This is a genomic window from Caballeronia sp. Lep1P3 (assembly GCF_022879595.1).
Classification (GTDB): Bacteria; Pseudomonadota; Gammaproteobacteria; order Burkholderiales; family Burkholderiaceae; genus Caballeronia.
Map to the genome: position 1 here is coordinate 318,255 of NZ_CP084266.1, position 20,326 is coordinate 338,580.

At 64.1% G+C, this 20,326-nt stretch carries 18 protein-coding genes; 11 read left to right on the plus strand and 7 right to left on the minus strand.

All coding sequences use genetic code 11. From position 1 onward, the window contains the following. Positions 1 to 21: 21 nt before the first annotated feature. On the minus strand, positions 22 to 414 hold the full coding sequence (locus LDZ27_RS15905; RefSeq protein ID WP_244816938.1) for a DUF6232 family protein: 393 nt from the start codon (positions 412 to 414) through the stop codon (positions 22 to 24). A 181-nt stretch (positions 415 to 595) separates the two neighbouring features. On the opposite strand from LDZ27_RS15905, the gene LDZ27_RS15910 reads away from it, so the two are divergent. The 4 genes from LDZ27_RS15910 (at position 596) to LDZ27_RS15925 (ending at position 5,738) form a co-directional block, all read left to right on the plus strand. Next, complete coding sequence (locus LDZ27_RS15910) at positions 596 to 889, plus strand: helix-turn-helix transcriptional regulator (RefSeq protein ID WP_244816939.1); 294 nt, start codon at positions 596 to 598, stop codon at positions 887 to 889. 61 nt (positions 890 to 950) lie between these two features. After that, entirely contained in the window at positions 951 to 2,012 is a 1,062-nt protein-coding gene (locus LDZ27_RS15915) for an alkene reductase (RefSeq protein ID WP_244816940.1), read from the plus strand. Positions 2,013 to 2,341: 329 nt separating this feature from the next. Beyond that, positions 2,342 to 4,033 carry an aspartate-alanine antiporter gene (gene aspT / locus LDZ27_RS15920; RefSeq protein WP_244816941.1) on the plus strand — a complete coding sequence of 564 codons (1,692 nt, stop codon included), beginning with the start codon at positions 2,342 to 2,344 and terminating at the stop codon, positions 4,031 to 4,033. 64 nt (positions 4,034 to 4,097) lie between these two features. Continuing rightward, positions 4,098 to 5,738, plus strand: coding sequence for a bifunctional aspartate transaminase/aspartate 4-decarboxylase (locus LDZ27_RS15925; protein ID WP_244816942.1), 1,641 nt, complete (start codon positions 4,098 to 4,100; stop codon positions 5,736 to 5,738). Between the two features lie 64 nt (positions 5,739 to 5,802). On the opposite strand, the gene LDZ27_RS15930 is transcribed toward LDZ27_RS15925, so the two are convergent. Then, on the minus strand, positions 5,803 to 6,975 hold the full coding sequence (locus LDZ27_RS15930) for a porin (RefSeq protein ID WP_244816943.1): 1,173 nt from the start codon (positions 6,973 to 6,975) through the stop codon (positions 5,803 to 5,805). Positions 6,976 to 7,226: 251 nt separating this feature from the next. Between LDZ27_RS15930 and LDZ27_RS15935 the strand changes: the two genes are divergently transcribed. Beyond that, entirely contained in the window at positions 7,227 to 7,595 is a 369-nt protein-coding gene (locus LDZ27_RS15935) for a nuclear transport factor 2 family protein (RefSeq protein WP_244816944.1), read from the plus strand. A gap of 5 nt (positions 7,596 to 7,600) precedes the next feature. Here LDZ27_RS15935 and LDZ27_RS15940 read toward each other — a convergent pair whose 3' ends face one another. Then, positions 7,601 to 8,716: a succinylglutamate desuccinylase/aspartoacylase family protein gene (locus LDZ27_RS15940; RefSeq protein WP_244816945.1), complete on the minus strand. Its 1,116-nt coding sequence runs from the start codon at positions 8,714 to 8,716 to the stop codon at positions 7,601 to 7,603. A 248-nt stretch (positions 8,717 to 8,964) separates the two neighbouring features. Continuing rightward, on the minus strand, positions 8,965 to 9,756 hold the full coding sequence (locus LDZ27_RS15945; RefSeq protein ID WP_244816946.1) for an ABC transporter substrate-binding protein: 792 nt from the start codon (positions 9,754 to 9,756) through the stop codon (positions 8,965 to 8,967). Between the two features lie 374 nt (positions 9,757 to 10,130). Here LDZ27_RS15945 and LDZ27_RS15950 point away from each other — a divergent pair, with 374 nt between their 5' ends. Both LDZ27_RS15950 and LDZ27_RS15955 read left to right on the plus strand, forming a co-directional pair. Next, entirely contained in the window at positions 10,131 to 11,558 is a 1,428-nt protein-coding gene (locus LDZ27_RS15950) for an MFS transporter (RefSeq protein WP_244816947.1), read from the plus strand. A 95-nt stretch (positions 11,559 to 11,653) separates the two neighbouring features. Next, on the plus strand, positions 11,654 to 12,547 hold the full coding sequence (locus LDZ27_RS15955; protein WP_244816948.1) for a ferritin-like domain-containing protein: 894 nt from the start codon (positions 11,654 to 11,656) through the stop codon (positions 12,545 to 12,547). Here LDZ27_RS15955 and LDZ27_RS15960 read toward each other — a convergent pair. Next, positions 12,540 to 13,268 (minus strand): TetR/AcrR family transcriptional regulator, encoded by a 729-nt coding sequence (locus LDZ27_RS15960; protein ID WP_244816949.1) that lies wholly within the window; start codon positions 13,266 to 13,268, stop codon positions 12,540 to 12,542. The two genes, LDZ27_RS15955 and LDZ27_RS15960, sit on opposite strands and share 8 nt — an antisense overlap. Before the next feature lie 151 nt (positions 13,269 to 13,419). Here LDZ27_RS15960 and LDZ27_RS15965 point away from each other — a divergent pair, with 151 nt between their 5' ends. From LDZ27_RS15965 to LDZ27_RS15975, 3 genes are read left to right on the plus strand one after another with little or no spacing between them, the layout of a single operon-like run. Beyond that, positions 13,420 to 14,601 (plus strand): isovaleryl-CoA dehydrogenase, encoded by a 1,182-nt coding sequence (locus LDZ27_RS15965; protein ID WP_244816950.1) that lies wholly within the window; start codon positions 13,420 to 13,422, stop codon positions 14,599 to 14,601. An 11-nt stretch (positions 14,602 to 14,612) separates the two neighbouring features. Next, positions 14,613 to 16,220 carry a carboxyl transferase domain-containing protein gene (locus LDZ27_RS15970; protein WP_244816951.1) on the plus strand — a complete coding sequence of 536 codons (1,608 nt, stop codon included), beginning with the start codon at positions 14,613 to 14,615 and terminating at the stop codon, positions 16,218 to 16,220. 4 nt (positions 16,221 to 16,224) lie between these two features. Further along, complete coding sequence (locus tag LDZ27_RS15975; protein ID WP_244816952.1) at positions 16,225 to 18,219, plus strand: acetyl/propionyl/methylcrotonyl-CoA carboxylase subunit alpha; 1,995 nt, start codon at positions 16,225 to 16,227, stop codon at positions 18,217 to 18,219. Here the strand turns inward: LDZ27_RS15975 and LDZ27_RS15980 are convergent. Beyond that, the gene (locus LDZ27_RS15980) at positions 18,216 to 18,740 is read right to left on the minus strand and encodes an OmpA family protein (RefSeq protein ID WP_244816953.1); all 525 of its coding nucleotides are present in this window, start codon (positions 18,738 to 18,740) and stop codon (positions 18,216 to 18,218) included. The genes LDZ27_RS15975 and LDZ27_RS15980 overlap by 4 nt on opposite strands. Positions 18,741 to 18,906: 166 nt before the next feature. Between LDZ27_RS15980 and LDZ27_RS15985 the strand changes: the two genes are divergently transcribed. Beyond that, positions 18,907 to 19,989: an AI-2E family transporter gene (locus tag LDZ27_RS15985; protein WP_244816954.1), complete on the plus strand. Its 1,083-nt coding sequence runs from the start codon at positions 18,907 to 18,909 to the stop codon at positions 19,987 to 19,989. Positions 19,990 to 20,002: 13 nt separating this feature from the next. Here LDZ27_RS15985 and LDZ27_RS15990 read toward each other — a convergent pair whose 3' ends face one another. Then, the gene (locus LDZ27_RS15990) at positions 20,003 to 20,311 is read right to left on the minus strand and encodes a DUF2288 domain-containing protein (RefSeq protein WP_244816955.1); all 309 of its coding nucleotides are present in this window, start codon (positions 20,309 to 20,311) and stop codon (positions 20,003 to 20,005) included. Positions 20,312 to 20,326 lie beyond the last annotated feature (15 nt).

Genomic DNA, 20,326 nt, shown 5'->3' on the forward strand with positions numbered 1-20,326 from the left:
TGCGCGCGCGAACCGCATCGCTCACGCCTGCGGTTTCGCCGCGTGCTTCGCGACGGCTTGCGCCACGAGCGCGGCCACGCGATCCGCGAATTCCTCATCCTTCGTGATGAGAAGTTCGCGCTCGCCGTCGGATGTCGTGACCATCAATTGAAAGATGACGTCCTGCGTGATCCATGAGAGATAACCCACCACGGCGATCATCACGCCGAGCACGAGCGCCGCGCCCGTGCCGGTCGCCACGCCCGCTCCGAGCACGATGAACCCGATAAGCGCGGTGACGATCGGCAGCGGCTTCTTTCGCTCGATCTTCACGACACGCGCCGCGCGCAATTCGCGCAGCGGAATCATTTGCCCGGAAGCGGAAAGGCCGGCGCGCGAAAGCGTGACGCCGCGTTCGTTGAAGGGTGTATCCATATGCAGTTCTTCTTGAAGTGAGGCTGGGAAACCGCGCAGATTACCAGACCGCGTGCGCCGTCCGCCATGCGCGTCGTCTTGCATATCGGAGATTTACGATATATACTTCGCTTCAAGACGATTCGAAACGCGCGCCGCAGTTGTGCCGCGCGTTCGGGCCGTCAGACGGAAGAGCAACGAAATGGACATCGACGCAATTCACAAGGCCCTCGCCAACCCGCTTCGCCGCGAAATTCTGGAATGGCTGAAGGAGCCGGAACTGCATTTCCCGAATCAGGAACTGCCGCATTCGCATGGCGTGTGCGCGGGCCAGATCGATGAACGCTGCGACATGTCGCAGTCCACCGTTTCCGCTCACCTCGCGACCCTGCATAAAGCCGGGCTCGTCACCACGAAGCGCGTCGGGCAATGGGTTTTCTTCAAGCGCGACGAAGCGGTCATTCAGGCGTTCCGCGATTCCATCGGGAATCTCTGAGCGGTTGCGGCCGCCTTCCGGTGACAGCATTCTTTCAATTCAATTAGGATACCTTTCCAACATGCCGACTCTATTCGATCCGCTCAAGGTAGGCGCATTGACGCTCAAGAACCGCATCATCATGGCGCCGCTCACGCGTCAGCGCGCAGGCGTCGAGCGCGTGCCGAATGCGTTGATGGCGCAGTACTACGCCGATCGCGCGGCGGCGGGCCTCATCATCAGCGAGGCGACATCGGTGACGCCGCAAGGCGTCGGCTATGCCGATACGCCGGGCATCTGGTCCGATGAGCAAGTCGAAGGCTGGAAACTCGTGACGAAGGCGGTTCACGACGCAGGCGGCAAGATCGTGCTGCAACTGTGGCACGTCGGCCGCATCTCCGATCCCGTGTTCTTGAACGGCGAACTGCCGGTTGCGCCGAGCGCGATCGCGGCAGGCGGCCATGTGAGCCTCGTGCGTCCGCAGCGTGCTTATGTCACGCCGCGCGCGCTCGAACTCGACGAGATCGCGGGCGTGGTCGCGGCGTATCGGAAGGGCGCGGAAAACGCGAAGCGCGCGGGTTTCGATGGCGTCGAAATTCACGGCGCGAACGGCTATCTGCTCGACCAGTTCCTGCAGGACAGCACGAACAAGCGCACCGACGCTTACGGCGGCCCGATTGAAAACCGCGCGCGTTTGATGCTCGAAGTGACCGACGAGTGCATCGCCGTGTGGGGCGCGGATCGCGTGGGCGTTCACCTCGCGCCGCGCGCCGACGCGCACACGATGGGCGACAGCGACCGCGCCGCGACCTTCGGCTACGTGGCGCGCGAGTTGGGCAAGCGCAGAATCGCGTTCATCGCGGCACGCGAGGCGGAAGGCCCGGACAGCCTCGGCCCGCAACTGAAGAAGGCGTTCGGCGGCGTGTATATCGCCAATGAAGGCTTCACGAAGCAAAGCGCCGAAGCGATCATCGCGCGCGGCGATGCGGATGCAGTCGCGTGGGGCAAGACGTTCATCGCGAACGCGGACCTCGTGCGCCGCTTCGAACTGGATGCGCCGCTCAACGAGCCGGACGCTTCGACGTTCTATGCGGCCGGTTCCGAAGGTTACACGGACTATCCGCTGCTCGAAACGGCGGAGTAATCTGCGCTCAGTTTGATAAAAAAACAGCGGCTTCGGCCGCTGTTTTTTTTGCCAGATCAGATTATTCGGGAATCCACAATAAACGCTGCGCGATCGTATTTCGTAACGATCATGCCCATTCGAGCGCACGCCGAAATTATCGATTTTCGGCTAATCCGCGCCCCGGAAATGGTGTATTGGTGGCTCTGACCCGATGCCGAGGCGCCGCTGCACCGACGCACGCAGCCGTTCGCTTCCATCAACGATTCAAGGCCGCTCATTCCTCGCCTTTTAGCCGTGCTCGCCGAGCACGAAACGGTCGCCAAGGTTCGTCCCGCAAAGGAGTGCATATGTCGTGGCTTACGCAAACGCTGCGCAGTTACCCTGAAATCGCCATCTTTCTTTCGCTGGGAGTCGGGTATTGGGTCGGCGGCAAGAGCTTCAAGGGATTCAGTCTCGGCGCCGTCACCGCGACCTTGCTTGCGGCCATCGCCATCGGTCAGCTCGGCATCACCATTTCCTCGAACGTCAAAGCTGTTTTCTTCCTGATGTTTCTCTTCGCCGTGGGTTACGGCGTCGGTCCGCAATTCGTGCGCGGCATCGCGAAAGACGGCTTGCCGCAGGCGCTTTTCGCGGTGATCGAGTCCGTGCTGTGTCTCGCCGCGCCCTATGCCGCCGCGAAGATCGCGGGCTACGACCTCGGTTCGGCTGCCGGACTCTTTGCGGGATCGCAGACCATCTCGGCATCGATGGGGCTCGCCACCGACGCGATCAACCGGCTCGGCCTGTCTCCCGCCGAAACGAAAGCGCTGCTCGATGCGATGCCCACGGCCTACGCCGTCACGTACATCTACGGCACGATCGGCTCCGCGATCATTCTCGCGATGCTCGGGCCGAAGCTGCTCAACATCGACCTCGTCGCGGCGTGCAAGGAGTATGAAGCGCAACTGGGCGGATCGTCGGAAGTCGGCGGTGCGGGCACGGGCTGGCATCAGTTCGCGTTGCGCGCGTATCGGATAGCGGAACACGGGCGCGCCGTCGGCATGAGCGTGGGGCAGGCCGAAGCGCTGCGGCCTTCGGGCGCGCGGCTTTTCATCGAGCGAATCAGGCGCGACGGCAAGATTCAGGATGCGAAGGTCGATGACGTTCTCCAGCCGGGCGATGTCGTCGCGATCATCGGGCGGCGCGAGCATCTCGTCGAACTGGTCGGCGGCGGCGGCGCCGAAGTGGACGATGCCGAGTTGCTCGCGGTGCCGGTCGAAGGCGTCGATATTTATCTGACGAGCAAGAGCATCGAAGGCCGCACGCTCGCCGAACTCGGGCAGACGACAGGCGCACGCGGCGTGTTCATCCGTCGCATCAAGCGCGGCGCGACCGAAACGCTCATTCCCGTGCTGCCCAGCACGAAGCTCTATCGCGGCGATACGATCACGCTCGTCGGACGCACGCAGGACACGACTGCCGTGGCCAACGCGGTGGGCGTCATCGACCGGCCGAGCGATGCGGCTGACATGGCGTTCGTGGGCCTCGCCATCACGCTGGGCGCGCTGATCGGCGCTATCGTGCTGCGTTTCGGCGCCATTCCCATCACGCTTTCGACGGCGGGCGGCGCGCTCATCGCGGGCATTGTCTTCGGCTGGCTGCGCGCGGTGCATCCGACCTTCGGCCGCGTCCCCGGCCCGACCATCTGGTTCATGAATTCAGTAGGGCTGAACGTGTTCATCGCGGTGGTCGGGATATCGGCGGGGCCGGGGTTCGTCGCGGGGCTGCAAAAGCTCGGCGTGAGCCTTTTTCTATGGGGCATCTTCGCGTCTTCGGTGCCGCTCATCATCAGCATGTACATCGCCAAGTACGTGTTCAAGTTCCATCCCGCGATTCTGCTCGGCATCTGCGCGGGCGCGCGCACTACGACCGCCGCGCTCGGCATGATCTGCGACACGGCCAAGAGCCAGGTGCCGGGCCTCGGCTACACGGTCACGTATGCGGTCGGCAATACGCTGCTCACGATCTGGGGGATGGTCATCGTGATGTTGATGACGTGAAGGCTGGACGCTGCGTGTATCAGGGATTCTTTCCACTCGATCGTTCATTACGTGGGGGTGTTGGATGTCAAAGTCCTCAAAGTCCGGTTCCGACAATGGCGCGGCGATGTCGTCGCTCAGCCCGTTCGAACTGAAGGACGAACTCATCAAGGCGGCGGGCGGCGGCGTGGTGGAGCGCCCCGCGAATGTCGCCATGCTCAACGCGGGGCGCGGCAATCCGAACTTTCTCGCGACGATACCGCGCCACGGTTTCTGGCAGCTCGGTCTCTTCGCGATGCGCGAGTCCGAGCGCTCGTTCGCCTACATGCCCGAAGGCATCGGCGGTTTTCCGAAGCATGAAGGACTCGAGGAGCGCTTCGAAATCTTCGCGCGCGAGAACCGGGGCACGCCGGGCATCGACTTCCTGTTCGGCGCGGTGTCGTATGTGCGCGATCAGCTCGGGCTCAACGCGGGCGACTTTCTGTACGAGATGTGCGAGGGCATTCTGGCCTCGAACTATCCGGTGCCCGACCGCATGCTGAAGCTCTCGGAAGTGATCGTCGGGCAATATTTGCGGCGCGAGATGATCGGCAAGTATCCATTCGTCGGCGAATTCGATTTATTCGCGGTCGAAGGCGGCACGGCGGCGATGACGTACATCTTCAACACGATGCGCGAGAACTTCCTCATCAAGCAGGGCGACACCATTGCGCTCGGCATGCCGATCTTCACGCCCTACATCGAGATTCCGCATCTGAACGACTACAAGCTCGAAGTCGTGAATCTGAACGCGGATGTCGCGCAAGGCTGGCAATACTCGAAGGAAGAGCTGGACAAGTTGCGCGATCCGAAAATCAAGGCGTTCTTTCTCGTCAATCCGAGCAATCCGCCTTCGGTGAAGATGGACGATGAAAGCCTCGAATACATCGCGGAAATCGTGAAGGAAAGGCCCGATCTCATTCTTCTCACCGACGACGTCTACGGCACGTTCGCCGACGATTTCGTGTCGCTCTTCGCGCTGTGCCCGAAGAACACGATCCTCGTGTACTCGTATTCGAAGTACTTCGGCGCGACGGGCTGGCGGCTCGGCACCATCGCGACGCATCGCGAGAACGTGTTCGACGAACTGCTGGCCGCGCTGCCGGCGGAACAGAAGGCGATTCTGCACGAGCGCTACGAGTCCATCACGACGGAGCCGGAAAGCCTCAAGTTCATCGACCGTCTCGTGGCCGACAGCCGCACCGTCGCGCTGAATCACACGGCGGGTCTTTCCACGCCGCAGCAGGTGCAGATGGTGCTGTTCTCCCTTTTCTCGCTGATGGACACGCCCGATGCGTACAAGAACGCGCTCAAGCGGCTGATCCGCAACCGCAAGCAGGCGCTGTATCGCGAGATCGGCATTCCGCTCGAAGACGGCGACGCGAATCTCGTCGATTACTACACCATCCTCGACATGGAATATCTCGGCGAGCGCATGCACGGACGCGAGTACGTCGAATGGCTGATGAAGAACACGAAGCCGGGCGAACTGCTTTTCCGGCTCGCGAAGGAAGCGCGCGTGGTGCTGTTGCCGGGTCGCGGCTTCGGCACGCAGCATCCGTCGGGGCGCGTGTCGCTCGCGAATCTGAACGAGAGCGACTACATGGCGATTGGCCGCGCGATCCGCAGAATGATGGACGAGCACGTCGCGCAGTTCCAGGCGCAGAACGGCAAGAAGAGCAAGTGACAAAAGAATCGGGCCGCGAAAAGCGGCCCGATTTTCATGCGTCAGTCAAAGCGGCGTTGCTCGCTCAGAACTTGTGACGCATGCCGATGCGAAACGCGAGCTGGTTGTTCTCCCCCGCGCCCGACGTCCCGAAGTAGCTCGTCGCGGAGCCGATCTGCGCCTGGTTCTCGACACCGTTGTTCGCACCCGATGCCTTCTGATAGATCGCGAGCAGGTACACGTCGGTGCGCTTGCTGAGCGCGTAGTCGGCGCTCGCGTCGATCTGATGCCAGTGGCCCTTGAACGCATCCGACAGGTTCATGTACGTGTAGCCGAGACCCGCCGTGATGGCCGGCGTCACCGCGTACTTGCCGCCGATTTCATACGCGTTGAACTTCGAGCTTGCGCCCGCGATCGGCTCGAAGCGCGTATTCGTCCAGAGGCCGAAGACGGTCGCCGCGCCGAGCGTGTAGTTCGCGCCCACGCCGAAGGTGCGCAGGTCCTTCGCGCCGCCCGTCGCGATATTCGCGATGCTCGTGCTGAACGCAGGCGTCGATGCGCCCGGATAGTGGATGTCGGTGTATGCCGCGCCCACGCCGAGCGGACCGGCCTTGTAGTTCAGGCCGAAGCTGTATGCGCGCGACGAACCGGCGACGGTCGTCGTGCCGACGGTCGTGTTGGGCGTGCCCGCGAACGCGCCCGCCTGATTCGAGAAGCCGTACATCGCGCCGAAGGTCACGCCGTAGAAGCTCGCGCTGCTGAACTTCACCGCGTTGTTGATGCGGCTCGACGTGAGTTGATCCACGTCGTTGATGTGATACGCGTAGTTGCCCGCGACCGTCTGGCCGCCGATCGAATAGGCGGAGCCGAGATAGTCGGTCGAGAACGAATACTGACGGCCGAACGTGAGCGAGCCGACGTCGTTCTTCGCGAGACCGACATACGCCTGACGGCCGAATTCCGCGCCGCCCTGACCGAGCGCGCCCGTGCCGCTGTTGAAGCCGTTCTCCAGCGTGAAGATCGCCTTCAGGCCGCCGCCTAAGTCTTCAGAACCGCGCAGGCCCCAGCGGCTGCCCTGGGCGACGCCGTCGTCGTACTTGAAGATGTGATCGCTGCCGGTGCGCGTCGCGCTGTTGTTGGCGTAGCTGATGCCGGCGTCGATGATGCCGTAGAGCGTCACGCTGCTTTGCGCATGCGCCGAGGAGGCGAGAGCGGCGAATGCGGCGAATGCCGCCGTTGCCAAAAGATTCTTCTTCAAAACAAGCTCCGTGAGTTGGTTCGCGGTGTGTGGTCACGCTGCAAGCAGCGCGCGTCTGCGGCGCGTCGCGCTCTGATGGCGCGTGGCGGCGACGGGCGCAAATGTAGCGCTCGCTGAAGAAAGATATGTGACAGCGGCTTTCGACGGTTTGCGCGTTGTCGTGAACCCGCAACGAAGCTGGCGATCCGCGTCGATCTGCCGTACACGCGCGCGCGATATGCTCACGATTCAATCACCGCGAGCGAGACGACATGGACGAACAGGGAATCCGCGAACTGGAAGAGCGCCTGAGGAAGGCGATGATCGCGTCGGATGGGGAAGCGCTCGATGCGCTATTGGCGGACGATCTCAGCTTCGTCGATGCCACCGGCAAAGTCTGGAGCAAGTCGGACGATCTCAACGGGCATCGCTACGGCATGCAGCGCATCGACAGTCTGGAAACGCAGGAGCAGCGCGTGCGCGTGTACGGCGGGTTCGCCGTGACGGTCACGCGCGTCGCGATTTCGGGCACGTTCGTCGGCGCGCCGTTCACCGGCAGCCTGCGCTACACGCGAACGTGGGCCGAGACTGCGGGCGGCTGGCGCATCGTTGCCGCGCAGTGCAGTCTCGTCGCGTTCTGAACCGCTCAGGCCGACAGCAGCGAGCCCGTGCGATACGCCTTCGCGCCCGCGATGCGCGCGACTTCGAGGCCCGCCGTCGCGAAACGCGTGATGTGACGCGCGTACATCACGCCCGACGTGCTGCACTTGAGCGTGGTGACGGTGTCGGTCAGCGGATCGACGATATCGGCGATGGCTTCGCCCGCGTCGATGAACGCGCCCACTTGCGCGCGGAACACGAGCACGCCCGAGACCGGCGCCACGATCGGCTCGGCGCCCGCGAGCGGCGTTGCCGGGAACGCGAGCGCGGGCAGCGGCGGCACGTCGCCTTCGATCACGCCGCGATGGATCAGATAGTTGACGATCGCCTGCGCGTCCTTGTCGGCGAGTTCGTAGGACACGTCATGCTGGCTGCGCAGTTCGACCGTCACCGAAATGCCGCCGTTCGGAATCGGGAAGCGTTCGCCGTGGCGCGCGCGCAAGTCGGACCAGCAGAAGCTGTGAATCTCGTCGAACGGATTGCCGACCGAATTGAGCGCGAGCAGCGACGCCTTCGCATCCAGATAGCGCGCGAGCGGCTCGACTTCGGTCCAGATGTCCGGATTCGTGTAGAGATGCAGCGCGGCGTCCAGATCGCAATGCAGGTCGAGCACGACATCGGCGTCGTATGACAGCTTCTGCAGCGCGAGGCGTTGCGATTCGAGTTCGGTGTGCGGCGTCTGCTCGTCGAGCGCTTCCTTCATCGCGGCGCGCACGGCGAGGCGGTTCGCGTCGGCGTCGTTCGTGAGACGCGCTTCGATGCGCGGCGCGATCAGCGCGGCGAGATCGTGGAAATTGCGGTTGAAGTTGTGACCGCTGTTCGTCTCGAAACGGCCAAGCTGGCTGCCGTGCAGGAACTGATTCAGGCCGATCGGATTCGGCACGGGCACGATCACCACTTCACCACGCAGCTTGCCTGCGGCTTCGAACGCGGCCAGATGGCGGCGCAGCTTCCAGGCGACGAGCATGCCCGGCAGTTCGTCCGCGTGCAGCGACGACTGGATATAGATTTTCTGTCCGCCGCCCGGGCCGTAATGGAAGCTCGTGATGCTGCGTGAAGTGCCGAGCGACGGCGAGATGAGTTGTTGGGTTCTGGTTTGCATGATGTTCGCGCGCACGCGCGTGCGCGGGTCTTGCCTCGATGGGTTGCTGGACGGTAGAGGCGCGCTTGGACGACGCGCGGTGCGCCGCGGTGTCTCCGTCCGCGGGCGCTGCCTCAGACGTTCGATCTTAGCCGAAATCGGCGGGACGGGAGCCGGGCGGCTTCGTGCGCGCGGCAGGCGCGGCACCAGGCAAAACGGGCTCCGTTTTTACGCGGAGCCCGTTCGCTGGCTGGCTGGTGCTGACGGAATCAGCCGCCGTACACGTCGAAGTCGAAGTACTTCTTCTCGAGCTTCTTGTACGTGCCGTCCTTGATGATGTCGGCGATCGCCTTGTCGATTTTCGCCTTCAGGTCGGTGTCTTCCTTGCGCAGACCGATGCCCGCGCCGTTGCCGAGAATCTTCGCGTCGACGAGATCCTTGCCCGCGAACTCGAAGCCCGCGCCGCGCGGCGTCTTCAGGAAGCCCAAATCGGCCTGCACCGCGTCTTGCAGCGCGGCGTCGAGACGGCCCGAGGTCAGATCGGCGTAGACCTGGTCCTGATTCTGGTACGGCGTGACCGTCACGCCCTTGGGCGCCCAGTACGTCTTGGCGTAGGTTTCCTGAATCGTGCCCTGTTCGACGCCCACGTTCTTACCTTTCAGGCTTTCGGCCGTCGGCTGGATGTTGCTGCCTTTCTTCGCGACGAGGCGCGTCGGCGTGTTGAAGAGCTTGCTGGAGAAGGAAATCTGCTCGGCGCGTTGCGGCGTCATCGACATCGACGAGAGCACGCCGTCGAACTTCTTCGCCTTCAGCGCGGGGATCATGCCGTCGAAGTCGTTTTCGACCCACACGCACTTGGCCTTCAGGCGCGCGCAGATTTCATTGCCGAGATCGACGTCGAAACCGACCAGCTTGCCGTCCGAACCCTTCGATTCGAACGGGGGATAGCTTGCATCGACGCCGAAGCGGATCGTCGAATAATCCTTGGCATGGGCCGTGGTCGCGGTGAACGACGTGGCGGCGAGAAGGGACATCGACAAGGCAGCAAGCAGTTTCTTCACTGTTTTAACTCCAGAAGGTGGTCGGTTCAGCCCGGAAGGTCTCGTTCCGGTGACGTCCGGCGCGGCGGGCGGCCGCCTGAAAGGGCCGGACGGCGGACATTCCGCGGAAACGTGTCCGCACAGAATCGGCAGAAGGTTACCAAGCCAAAATACTTGGGGACCTAGTGAAAGTCCTGATAGCGGCGCATTGCGCGATTTTGTCTCGAGAATGCGGGCGATTATTTCGCAAAGGCGCATCCGGCGAAGCGCCGCGCGCGAGGAAGCTGCCTCTCGGCAGGAATTATCCGGGCGGTTAAGATTCCGCCTTTTGCTTCGCGCGCGGATCGACCGAAAGCCCGCGCGGACGCCCAGATACAAGACAGGAGACGACACCGATGGCCACTTCCTCCGCGGCAGCGTCACGCCGCGTTCCTCCCGACGCGCCCGCGCTCACCGCCGGCCTCATCTCCGCGCGCCTCGACCGGCTGCCCGCGACACGCACCGTCTGGAAGCTCGTCGTGCTGCTGAGCCTCGGGTTCTTCTTCGAACTGTACGACCTGCTGTACTCCGGCTACGTCGCGCCGGGCCTCGTGAAGAGCGGCATCCTGACGCCCGCGACGCACGGCTTTTTCGGCATGACGGGCGTGGCGAGCTTCATCGCGTCCTTGTTCGCGGGGCTTTTCATCGGCACGGTGGCGTGCGGATCGCTCGCGGACCGCTTCGGCCGCCGCGCGATCTTCACGTACTCGCTCTTGTGGTACACCGTCGCGAACGTGGTCATGGCGTTCCAGGACACCGCGACGGGCCTCAACTTCTGGCGCTTCGTCGCGGGCGTGGGCATCGGCGTGGAACTGGTGACGATCGGCACGTATATCTCCGAACTCGCGCCGAAGCACATCCGGGGCCGCGCGTTCGCGTGCGAGCAGGCGGTCGGCTTCGCCGCCGTGCCGGTGGTCGCGTTTCTCGCCTATCTGCTCGTGCCGCGCGCGCCGTTCGGCTTCGACGGCTGGCGCTGGGTCGTTCTGATCGGCGCGCATGGTGCGCTCTTCGTCTGGTGGATTCGCCGCAGCCTGCCCGAAAGCCCGCGCTGGCTCGCGCAAAAGGGCCGGCTCGCCGAAGCCGACCGCGTGATGACCGCGCTCGAAACCGCGGTCGAGCGCGAGTACGGCAAGCCGCTTCCGGCGCCCGAGACGGTCGTCGAAACGGCGGCGGCGCGCGGTGCCTTCGCCGACATGTGGCGGCCGCCCTACGGCAAGCGCGCGGCGATGATGATCGTCTTCAACGTGTTTCAGACGGTCGGTTTCTACGGCTTCGCGAACTGGGTGCCGACGCTGCTCGTCAAGCAGGGCATCACGGTGACGTCGAGCCTCATGTATTCCAGCATCATCGCGATTGCCGCGCCGATCGGTCCGATCATCGGGCTCGCCATCGCCGACAGGATCGAGCGCAAGACCGCTATCGTCGTCATGGCGGCGGCCAACATCGTGTGCGGGCTGCTTTTCAGCCAGTCGTCGGATGCGGCGTTTCTCATCGCGATGGGCGTCGGACTGACGCTCTCGGCGAACATCATGTCGTACAGCTTCCACGCTTATCAGGCGGAGCTTTTTCCGACCGGCATCCGCGCGCGCGCCGTCGGCTTCGTGTATTCGTGGAGCCGCTTTTCCGCGATTTTCACGTCGTTCATCATCGCGGGCGTGCTGAAGGGCTTCGGCACGACGGGCGTGTTCGTGTTCATCGCCGGGGCGATGCTCGTGGTGATGGCGGCGATCGGCCTGATGGGTCCGAAAACGCGCGACATGGCGCTGGAGCAGATCTCGCACTGAGAGCGCCGCGCCGCGCGGCGTAGCGGTTGCTGCGAACGGGCGTCCCATGTGCCAGAATCCGCAGGACGTTCCCGATAGCCGCCCACTATTCGAACATGTCCGACACGCTCACCCCAGTCGAAGCAGATCATGCGATGCGCAACTGGACGTACCGATCGGAAGGCAGGATTCCGGTCGGCTCCGAGACGCACAGGCGCATGTTCTGCGAAATGCTGCTGAGCACGCACAACCCGTACAAGCCCGCGGTAATCGACTGGCCGACGCTCGATCCCGCGGCGCTCAGGCGCGTGACCTCGCTGCCGATCTGGGACATCGCGGTGCAGACGGAAGGGCGCGCGTCGATTCGCGTGCTGACGTTTGCCGAGACCGCCGACGATCCTCTTCTGCGCGACGCGCTGCGCATGAATGGCGGCGAGGAAGCGCGCCACAAGATCGTGCTGTCGAAGCTCGTGGAAGCGTATGGCATCGCGCTCGCGCCCGAGCCGCCGTATCCCGCGCCCGACGACCCGCTGCGCGCGTGGATGCTGACGGGCTACAGCGAGTGCATCGACAGCTTCTTCGCGTTCGGGCTATTCGAGGCGGCGCGGCAGTCGGGCTATTTCCCGGAAGCGCTCGTGGAAACGTTCGAGCCGGTCATTCAGGAAGAGGCGCGGCACATTCTTTTCTTCGCGAACTGGGTGGCGTGGTATCGGCGCAGCCTGCCGTGGTATCGCAAGCCGGGGTTTCTGCTGAAGACGGCGGGCGTCTGGATCACGCTGATTCGCGACCGCATCTCGCTCGCGCGCGGCTTCGACAAGAGCGGCGCGGCGCAGGACATGAACTTCCCGGCGAATGTCGGCGATTCCGTGGCTGGCGACGTGTCGGTCGGCGCGCTGATCGACCTGTGTCTCGCCGAAAACGATCGGCGCATGCGCGGCTACGACGCGCGTCCTTTGCGCCCGACCACCGTGCCGAAGCTCGCGAGGCTCGCGCGGCGCTTCGTCAAGTAGACGGCTCCGCGCGGCTTGCGTCATAGCGGCGCGACGCATCTTCCACCTCCTGCCGGAACTGCCTGAGCGCGGCGAGCGGCGCGTCGGGCGGTTGCAGCGCCGCCCAGAGCACGTCCACGAGTTCGTCCGCCGTCGTTTCGATCTGAGTCTGATTCAGGCGGCGCCTGGCGAGCGTCGCGTCCCAGAGAACGTGTTCCATCGGTCCGAAAACCAGCGAGCGCAACAGGCGCAGCGGCACGTCCGCGCGTATGTGGCCGAGCGCCTGGCCGCGCGCGAGGACGTCCATGAGCGGCGCGGTGTAGCGGCGCTGCAGTTCTGTGAGCGTGTCGGAAAGATCGTGCTGCTTCGTGCGGCCTTCGGACAACACGAGGGAGCAAAGCCCCGTGCCGTTCACGAGCATGAGGCGCAGATGCGTCCTCACGATAAACGCGAACTGCTGCTTCACCGAGCCTTCGCGCGGCAGGCCGCTTTCGAATGCGTCGATGATTTCGTCATACCAGTCCGCGATCACGCGCGCGCACAGTTCCCGCTTGCCGCTGAAATAGCTGAAGACGGTCGCCTCGGATATGCCCGCGCGCTGCGCGATCTCGGCGCTCGTCGCGCCGTCGTAGCCTTTTTCGGCGAAGACATCGCGGCCGGCCTGCAGAATTTCGCGCACGCGCTGTTGCGATTTGACGCCGGCGGGCGTGCGGCGGCCGGTGCCGCTGTTTTGCGTGGACATGAGTTTCGGCCCAGTATTCGATGATGTGAGCGTAGCTCAGAAATCTGTTGACGGCTAGGCGATTTCAGCGTGAAATGGCCGGCATCGAAGCGTCGCGGCGTTTATGAGTAGTGTGAGCGACGCTCAAAACATTGCATCTGGAGGAGACGCCATGAGCATCGTACCCGGCCTGAACTTCGCATTGGGCGAAGACATCGACATGTTGCGCGACACGCTCGTCAACTTCGCCGCGAAGGAAATCGCGCCGCGCGCGGCGGAAATCGACCGCACCGACCAGTTCCCGATGGACCTCTGGAAGAAGTTCGGCGATCTCGGCGTGCTCGGCATGACGGTCTCCGAAGAATACGGCGGCGCGAACATGGGCTACACCGCGCACATGGTCGCGATGGAAGAGATTTCGCGGGCGTCGGCGTCGGTCGGGCTGTCGTATGGCGCGCATTCGAATCTGTGCGTGAACCAGATTCATCGCAACGGCACGGAAGCCCAGAAGCGCAAGTATTTGCCGAAGCTGGTGTCGGGCGAGCATGTCGGCGCCCTCGCGATGAGCGAGCCGAACGCGGGCTCGGACGTCGTCAGCATGAAACTGCGCGCCGAAGATAAGGGCGATCATTACGTGCTCAACGGCACGAAGATGTGGATCACCAACGGGCCGGACTGCGACACGCTCGTCGTCTACGCGAAGACGGATATCGAAGCGGGCGCGAAGGGCATCACCGCATTCATCGTCGAGAAGGGAATGAAAGGCTTTTCCGTCGCGCAGAAACTCGACAAGCTCGGCATGCGAGGATCGCATACGGGCGAACTCGTGTTCGAGAACGTCGAAGTGCCGAAGGAGAACATTCTCGGCGCGCTGAACGGCGGCGTGAAAGTGCTGATGAGCGGCCTCGACTACGAGCGCGCCGTGCTCGCGGGCGGGCCGACCGGCATCATGCTCGCGTGCATGGACGCGGTCGTGCCGTATATCCACGACCGCAAGCAGTTCGGGCAATCCATCGGCGAGTTTCAACTCATTCAGGGCAAGGTCGCGGATCTCTACACGACGCTGCAAGCGTGCCGCGCGTATCTCTTTGCGGTCGGCCGCCAGCTCGACACGCTCGGCGACGGCCACGCACGACAAGTGCGCAAGGACTGCGCGGGCGTCATTCTCTATACCGCCGAAAAAGCGACGTGGATGGCGGGCGAAGCCATTCAGATTCTCGGTGGCAACGGCTATATCAACGAGTATCCGGTCGGACGTCTCTGGCGTGACGCGAAGCTCTACGAAATCGGCGCGGGCACGAGCGAGATCCGCCGCATGCTGATCGGGCGCGAGCTGTTCGCGGAAACGGCCTGAGGACGCGCGTCATGGCGATCATCGAATCGAAACTGAATCCGCGCAGCGAGGACTTTCGCGCGAACGCGGCGGCGCTCGAGGCGCTCGTCGCGGACCTGAAAGAGAAAGTCGCGAAAATCGCGGAAGGCGGCGGGCAGGCGGCGCGCGACCGTCATCTGTCGCGCAACAAGCTCCTGCCGCGCGACCGCATCGCGCAATTGCTCGATCCGGGCACGCCGTTTCTCGAACTCTCGCAGCTCGCGGCCTACGGCATGTACGACGACGAAGCGCCGGGCGCGGGCATCATCACCGGCATCGGACGCATTGCGGGGCAGGAGTGCGTGATCGTCTGCAACGACGCAACCGTGAAAGGCGGCACGTACTATCCGGTCACGGTGAAAAAGCACTTGCGCGCGCAGGAAATCGCGGAGCAAAACCGCTTGCCGTGCGTGTATCTCGTCGATTCGGGCGGCGCTAACTTGCCGAATCAGGACGACGTGTTCCCCGACCGTGACCACTTCGGCCGCATCTTCTACAACCAGGCGAACATGTCGGCGCAAGGCATCGCGCAGATCGCCGTGGTGATGGGTTCGTGCACGGCGGGCGGCGCGTATGTGCCCGCGATGAGCGACGAATCGATCATCGTCAAGAATCAAGGCACGATCTTTCTCGGCGGGCCGCCGCTCGTGAAAGCGGCGACCGGCGAGGAAGTCAGCGCGGAAGACTTGGGCGGTGGCGACGTGCATACGCGTTTGTCGGGCGTGGCGGACCATCTCGCGCAAAACGATGCCCACGCGCTCGGCATTGCGCGCAGCATCGTCGGCAATCTGAATCGCGTGAAAAGCGCGCCGCTCGCGCTGAAAGAGCCGCTGCCGCCGCGCTATGACCCACAAAGCGTCTACGGCGTGATTCCCGTCGATACCAAGAAGCCTTTCGACGTGCGCGAAGTGATCGCGCGCATCGTCGACGATTCCGCCTTCGACGAGTTCAAGGCGCGCTATGGCACGACGCTCGTCACCGGCTTCGCGCATATCTGGGGGCATCCGGTCGGCATCGTCGCGAACAACGGCATTCTGTTTTCGGAGTCGGCGTTGAAGGGCGCGCATTTCATCGAACTGTGCTGCCAGCGCAAGATTCCGCTCGTGTTCCTGCAAAACATCACGGGCTTCATGGTCGGGCGCAAGTACGAGAACGAAGGCATCGCGCGCAACGGCGCGAAGATGGTGACAGCGGTCGCCACGGCGAAAGTGCCGAAGTTCACGGTCATCATCGGCGGCTCGTTCGGCGCGGGCAATTACGGCATGTGCGGCCGCGCGTATTCGCCGCGCTTTCTGTGGATGTGGCCCAACGCGCGCATTTCGGTGATGGGCGGCGAGCAGGCCGCGTCCGTGCTCGCGACGGTGCGGCGCGATGGCATCGAAAAGAAGGGCGGAACATGGTCGAGCGAGGACGAGGAAGCGTTCAAGGCGCCGATTCGCGATCAATACGAAGCGCAGGGCCATCCGTACTACGCGAGCGCGCGCCTCTGGGACGACGGCGTGATCGATCCCGCGCAAACGCGCGACCTGCTGGGCCTGGGACTCGCCGCGACGATGAACGCGCCAATTGAAGAAACGCGCTTCGGCGTGTTCAGGATGTGATCCGATGTTCAACAAGATACTCATAGCCAATCGCGGCGAGATTGCGTGCCGCGTCGCAGCAACGGCGAAGCGCCTGAACATCGCCAGCGTCGCCGTGTATTCGGATGCCGATGCCCGAGCGAAGCACGTCGATGTCTGCGACGAAGCGGTGCACGTCGGCGGATCGGCGGCGTCGGAGAGTTATCTGCGTATCGAACGCATCGTCGAGGCCGCGAAGCAGACGGGCGCGCAGGCCGTCCATCCCGGCTACGGATTTCTTTCGGAAAACGAACTATTCGCGAACGCGTGCGAAGAAGCGGGCATCGTGTTCATCGGACCGCCCGTCGAGGCGATCCGCGCGATGGGCTCGAAAGCCGCGGCGAAAGCGCTGATGCAATCCGCGTCCGTGCCGCTCGTGCCCGGCTATCACGGCGACGATCAGGACGCTGCGCTGTTACAGCGCGAAGCGGATCGCATCGGCTATCCGGTGCTGCTTAAGGCGAGCGCGGGCGGCGGCGGCAAAGGCATGCGCGTCGTCGAAAAGAGCGAGGACTTCATGCAGGCGCTTGCGTCGTGCAAGCGCGAGGCGGCGTCGAGCTTCGGCAACGATCGCGTGCTGATCGAAAAGTATCTGCTGCGCCCGCGCCATGTCGAAGTGCAGGTTTTCGCGGACAGGCACGACAACGCGGTTTATCTCTTCGACCGCGATTGCTCCGTGCAGCGCCGCCATCAGAAAGTGCTGGAAGAAGCGCCCGCGCCCGGCCTCTCCGATGAAACGCGCCGCGCAATGGGCGAAGCGGCCGTCGCCGCCGCGCGCGCGGTGAATTACGTCGGCGCGGGCACCGTCGAATTCATCATGACGCAGGACGGCCAGTTCTACTTCATGGAGATGAACACGCGCCTGCAAGTCGAGCATCCGGTGACGGAAATGGTGACGCGGCTCGATCTCGTCGAATGGCAACTGCGCGTGGCGGCGGGCGAGCCGCTGCCCTTGAGTCAGCACGAACTGCGCGTGACGGGCCACGCGATCGAAGCGCGCATCTACGCGGAAAATCCGTCGCGCGGCTTCTTGCCGTCGACGGGCACGCTCAAGCACCTGCGCATGCCGCAGGCGGTCGAATTCACGATCGATGGCGACGTGCGTATCGACAGCGGCGTGCGCGAAGGCGACGCCATCACGCCGTTCTACGATCCGATGATCGCGAAGCTGATCGTGCATGGCCGCGACCGCCGCGACGCGCTCGCGCGCATGGCGCGTGCGCTCGCGCAGTGCGAAATCGTCGGCTTGCAGACGAACGTGGAGTTCCTCCAGCGCATCGTGACGAGCGAGCCGTTCTCGCAAGGCGAACTGGATACGGGTCTCATCGAGCGTCATCGCGATGCGCTCTTCGCGCCGTCGCCGGTATCGCGCGAGAAGGCGCTTGCGCTCGCGTGCGCCGCGCTGCTCACGCGCGAGGGCGGCGAAGCGCACGGCCGCTCGCCGTGGGACGCGCTATCGCACTGGCGCATGGCCGGCGGCTACAGCCAGGATTTGAACTGGCGCGCGCTCGACTCCGACGAAGCGCTGAAAGTGGTCTTCACGAAGAACGGCGAGAAGCGGCTGCAATTCAACGGCGAGAGCGCGCGCTTCGACTGGTCGCATCGCGGCGAGACATCGTTCGCGGTGCAACTCGACGACGCGCTCGTCAAAGGCCACGTCTTCACCGATGGCGACGTGTTCCACGTCTTTTACGAAGGCGCGGCGTTCGCGTTCGAATGGCAGAACCTGATGGCCCACGCGGGCGACGCCGAACACGAAGGGCGCCTCACCGCGCCGATGCCGGGCAAGATCATTGCCGTGCTGGTGGAAGCGGGCGCGTCGGTGCAAAAGGGCGCGCCGCTGATGGTGATGGAAGCGATGAAGATGGAGCACACGATCGTCGCGCCGGCTGCGGGCAAGATCGGCGAGATTCTTTTCGATGTCGGCGATCAGGTGGCCGACGGCGCGCAATTGCTCGTGCTGGAAGCGCAGCAGAGCTAGCGTTTCTTTCTTTGCGCCGGGCCGAGCAGCGTCTCTTCGCTTTCGGCCCGAACGAGTATCTCCACGCGGCGGTTCATCGCGCGGCCTTGCGGCGTGTCGTTGCTCGCGATGGGCCGGAGATAGGCCATGCCCTTCGTGCTCAGGCGTTCGGCCGGCACGCCGCGCGCGATCAGCGCACGCGCCACCGACTCCGCGCGCGCCTTCGACAAGCTCTGGTTGTAGGCGAGCGGGCCGTCGTTGTCCGTATGACCTTCGATCAGCACGGGGCGCATGCTGCGCTTAAGGACGGTCGCCGCGCGGTCGAGCGCCGGCAGGCTGCCGTGGCGGATCTCGGCTTCGTCCGTATCGAAGAGCGCGACTTCGGGCAGGCGCAACTCGACGCCGCCTTTGACCTGCTGCATCGCGATGCCGAACTGCGCATTGAGCTTCTCCTCCTTCGAACGGTCCAGTTTGGCGGCACAGCCCGACAACAGCGCGATGGACGCGCATGCTCCTACTGCAAGTAAGCCTTTGCCCAACATTCCGAGTTCCCTGCGTTCACGGCCGACCTGCGATTATAGGGACCACCAAGGGCCGCTTTGTAAGAAACGTTGCATCGATGCCATTCATGAAGTGGAATGAATCGTGCGCCTTCTGCCGGCGACTCTATCGCTCTCGCTGATTGTCGATTCCCTCAGAGGCTCTTTTATGGCGATTTCTACGCGCACCGACAACACATCCGACACCGCCGATCGCACGCGCAAGATGCAGCGCGCGGCATCGGCGGTGCTTTATACGGTGCTCGTGCTGGTCGCGCTCTATACGGCGCGCACGTTCATTCCGGCCGTGGTGTGGGCCGTCGTGATTGCCATCGCGCTGTGGCCCGCATTCGGCTGGCTCGAACGCCGGCCGGTGTTCAGGCAGCGCAACACGCTGCTCGCGGTCGTGCTGACGCTTGCAATCGGCTTGCTGTTCGTCGTCCCGTTCGCGATCGTCGCGGCGCAGACCGCGGACGAGGCGCACGACATGATGCAGTGGCTCCATGACGTCCTGCGCAACGGCATCCCGATGCCCGCGCTGATCGGCCGGCTGCCGACCGGGTCGCAGCAGGTCGCGCACTGGTGGCAGGCCAATCTCGCGACGCCGCTCGAATCGTCGCCTGCGGTGAAGAGCCTGCACAGCGCCACGTTCGTCGCGATGACGCGGCATTTCGGCGGGCGCGTGGTGCATGGCTTCGTCATCTTCGGCTTCATGCTGATGACGCTCTTCTTCATCTTTCAGGCGGGCGCGAAGCTCGGCAGGCAACTGGTGGCCGGTTCGCGGCGCGCGTTCGGCGCGGACGGCGCGGCGCTGATTCAGCGCATGGCGGATTCGGTGCGCAGCACGGTCGTCGGGCTGGTGGTCGTGGGATTGGGCGAGGGCGCGTTGCTCGGCATCGCGTATGGCGTGACGGGCGTGCCGCATGCGACGCTGCTCGGCATGCTGACCGCGGTCGCCGCGATGCTGCCGTTCTGCGCGCCGATCGTCTTTCTCGGCTCGGCGCTGTGGCTGGTCGCGCAAGGCTCGATGATCGCGGCGGCGGGCGTCGCGATCTTCGGGCTGATTGTCGTGTTCATCTCGGAGCACTTCGTGCGGCCGGTGCTGATCGGCGGATCGACGCGCCTGCCGTTTCTGCTCGTGCTCTTCGGGATTCTCGGCGGCGCGGAGACGTTCGGGCTGCTCGGGCTTTTCATCGGCCCGGCGCTGATGACGATTCTCGTCGTGTTGTGGACGGACTGGATGCGGGCCTGAGCCGTGGTTTGCGTCAGTTTCCGCGTTCCTGCACGCACACCCACGGCGATACGACGACGGCCCACAACTCCGGATCGCGCGCGGCGAGATCGGCGGCTGTCCCGGCCTGCACGCGCTCGACGAGCCCCGCCGAAAGCCATTGCGTGACCTGCTGCGTATCGTCGCTCGCGACGGCTTCCGCGACGCTCACGAGATCGAGATCGCGCTTCACCCAGATCAGCACGCCCTTCGCGAAGAAGCGTTCGAGTTCCGACCAGCCTATCTGCGCGGTTTCGGCGAGGAGCTTGACATAGAGCGGGCTGGGATTGGCGGCGTCGGTCATAACGGGAATGCGATA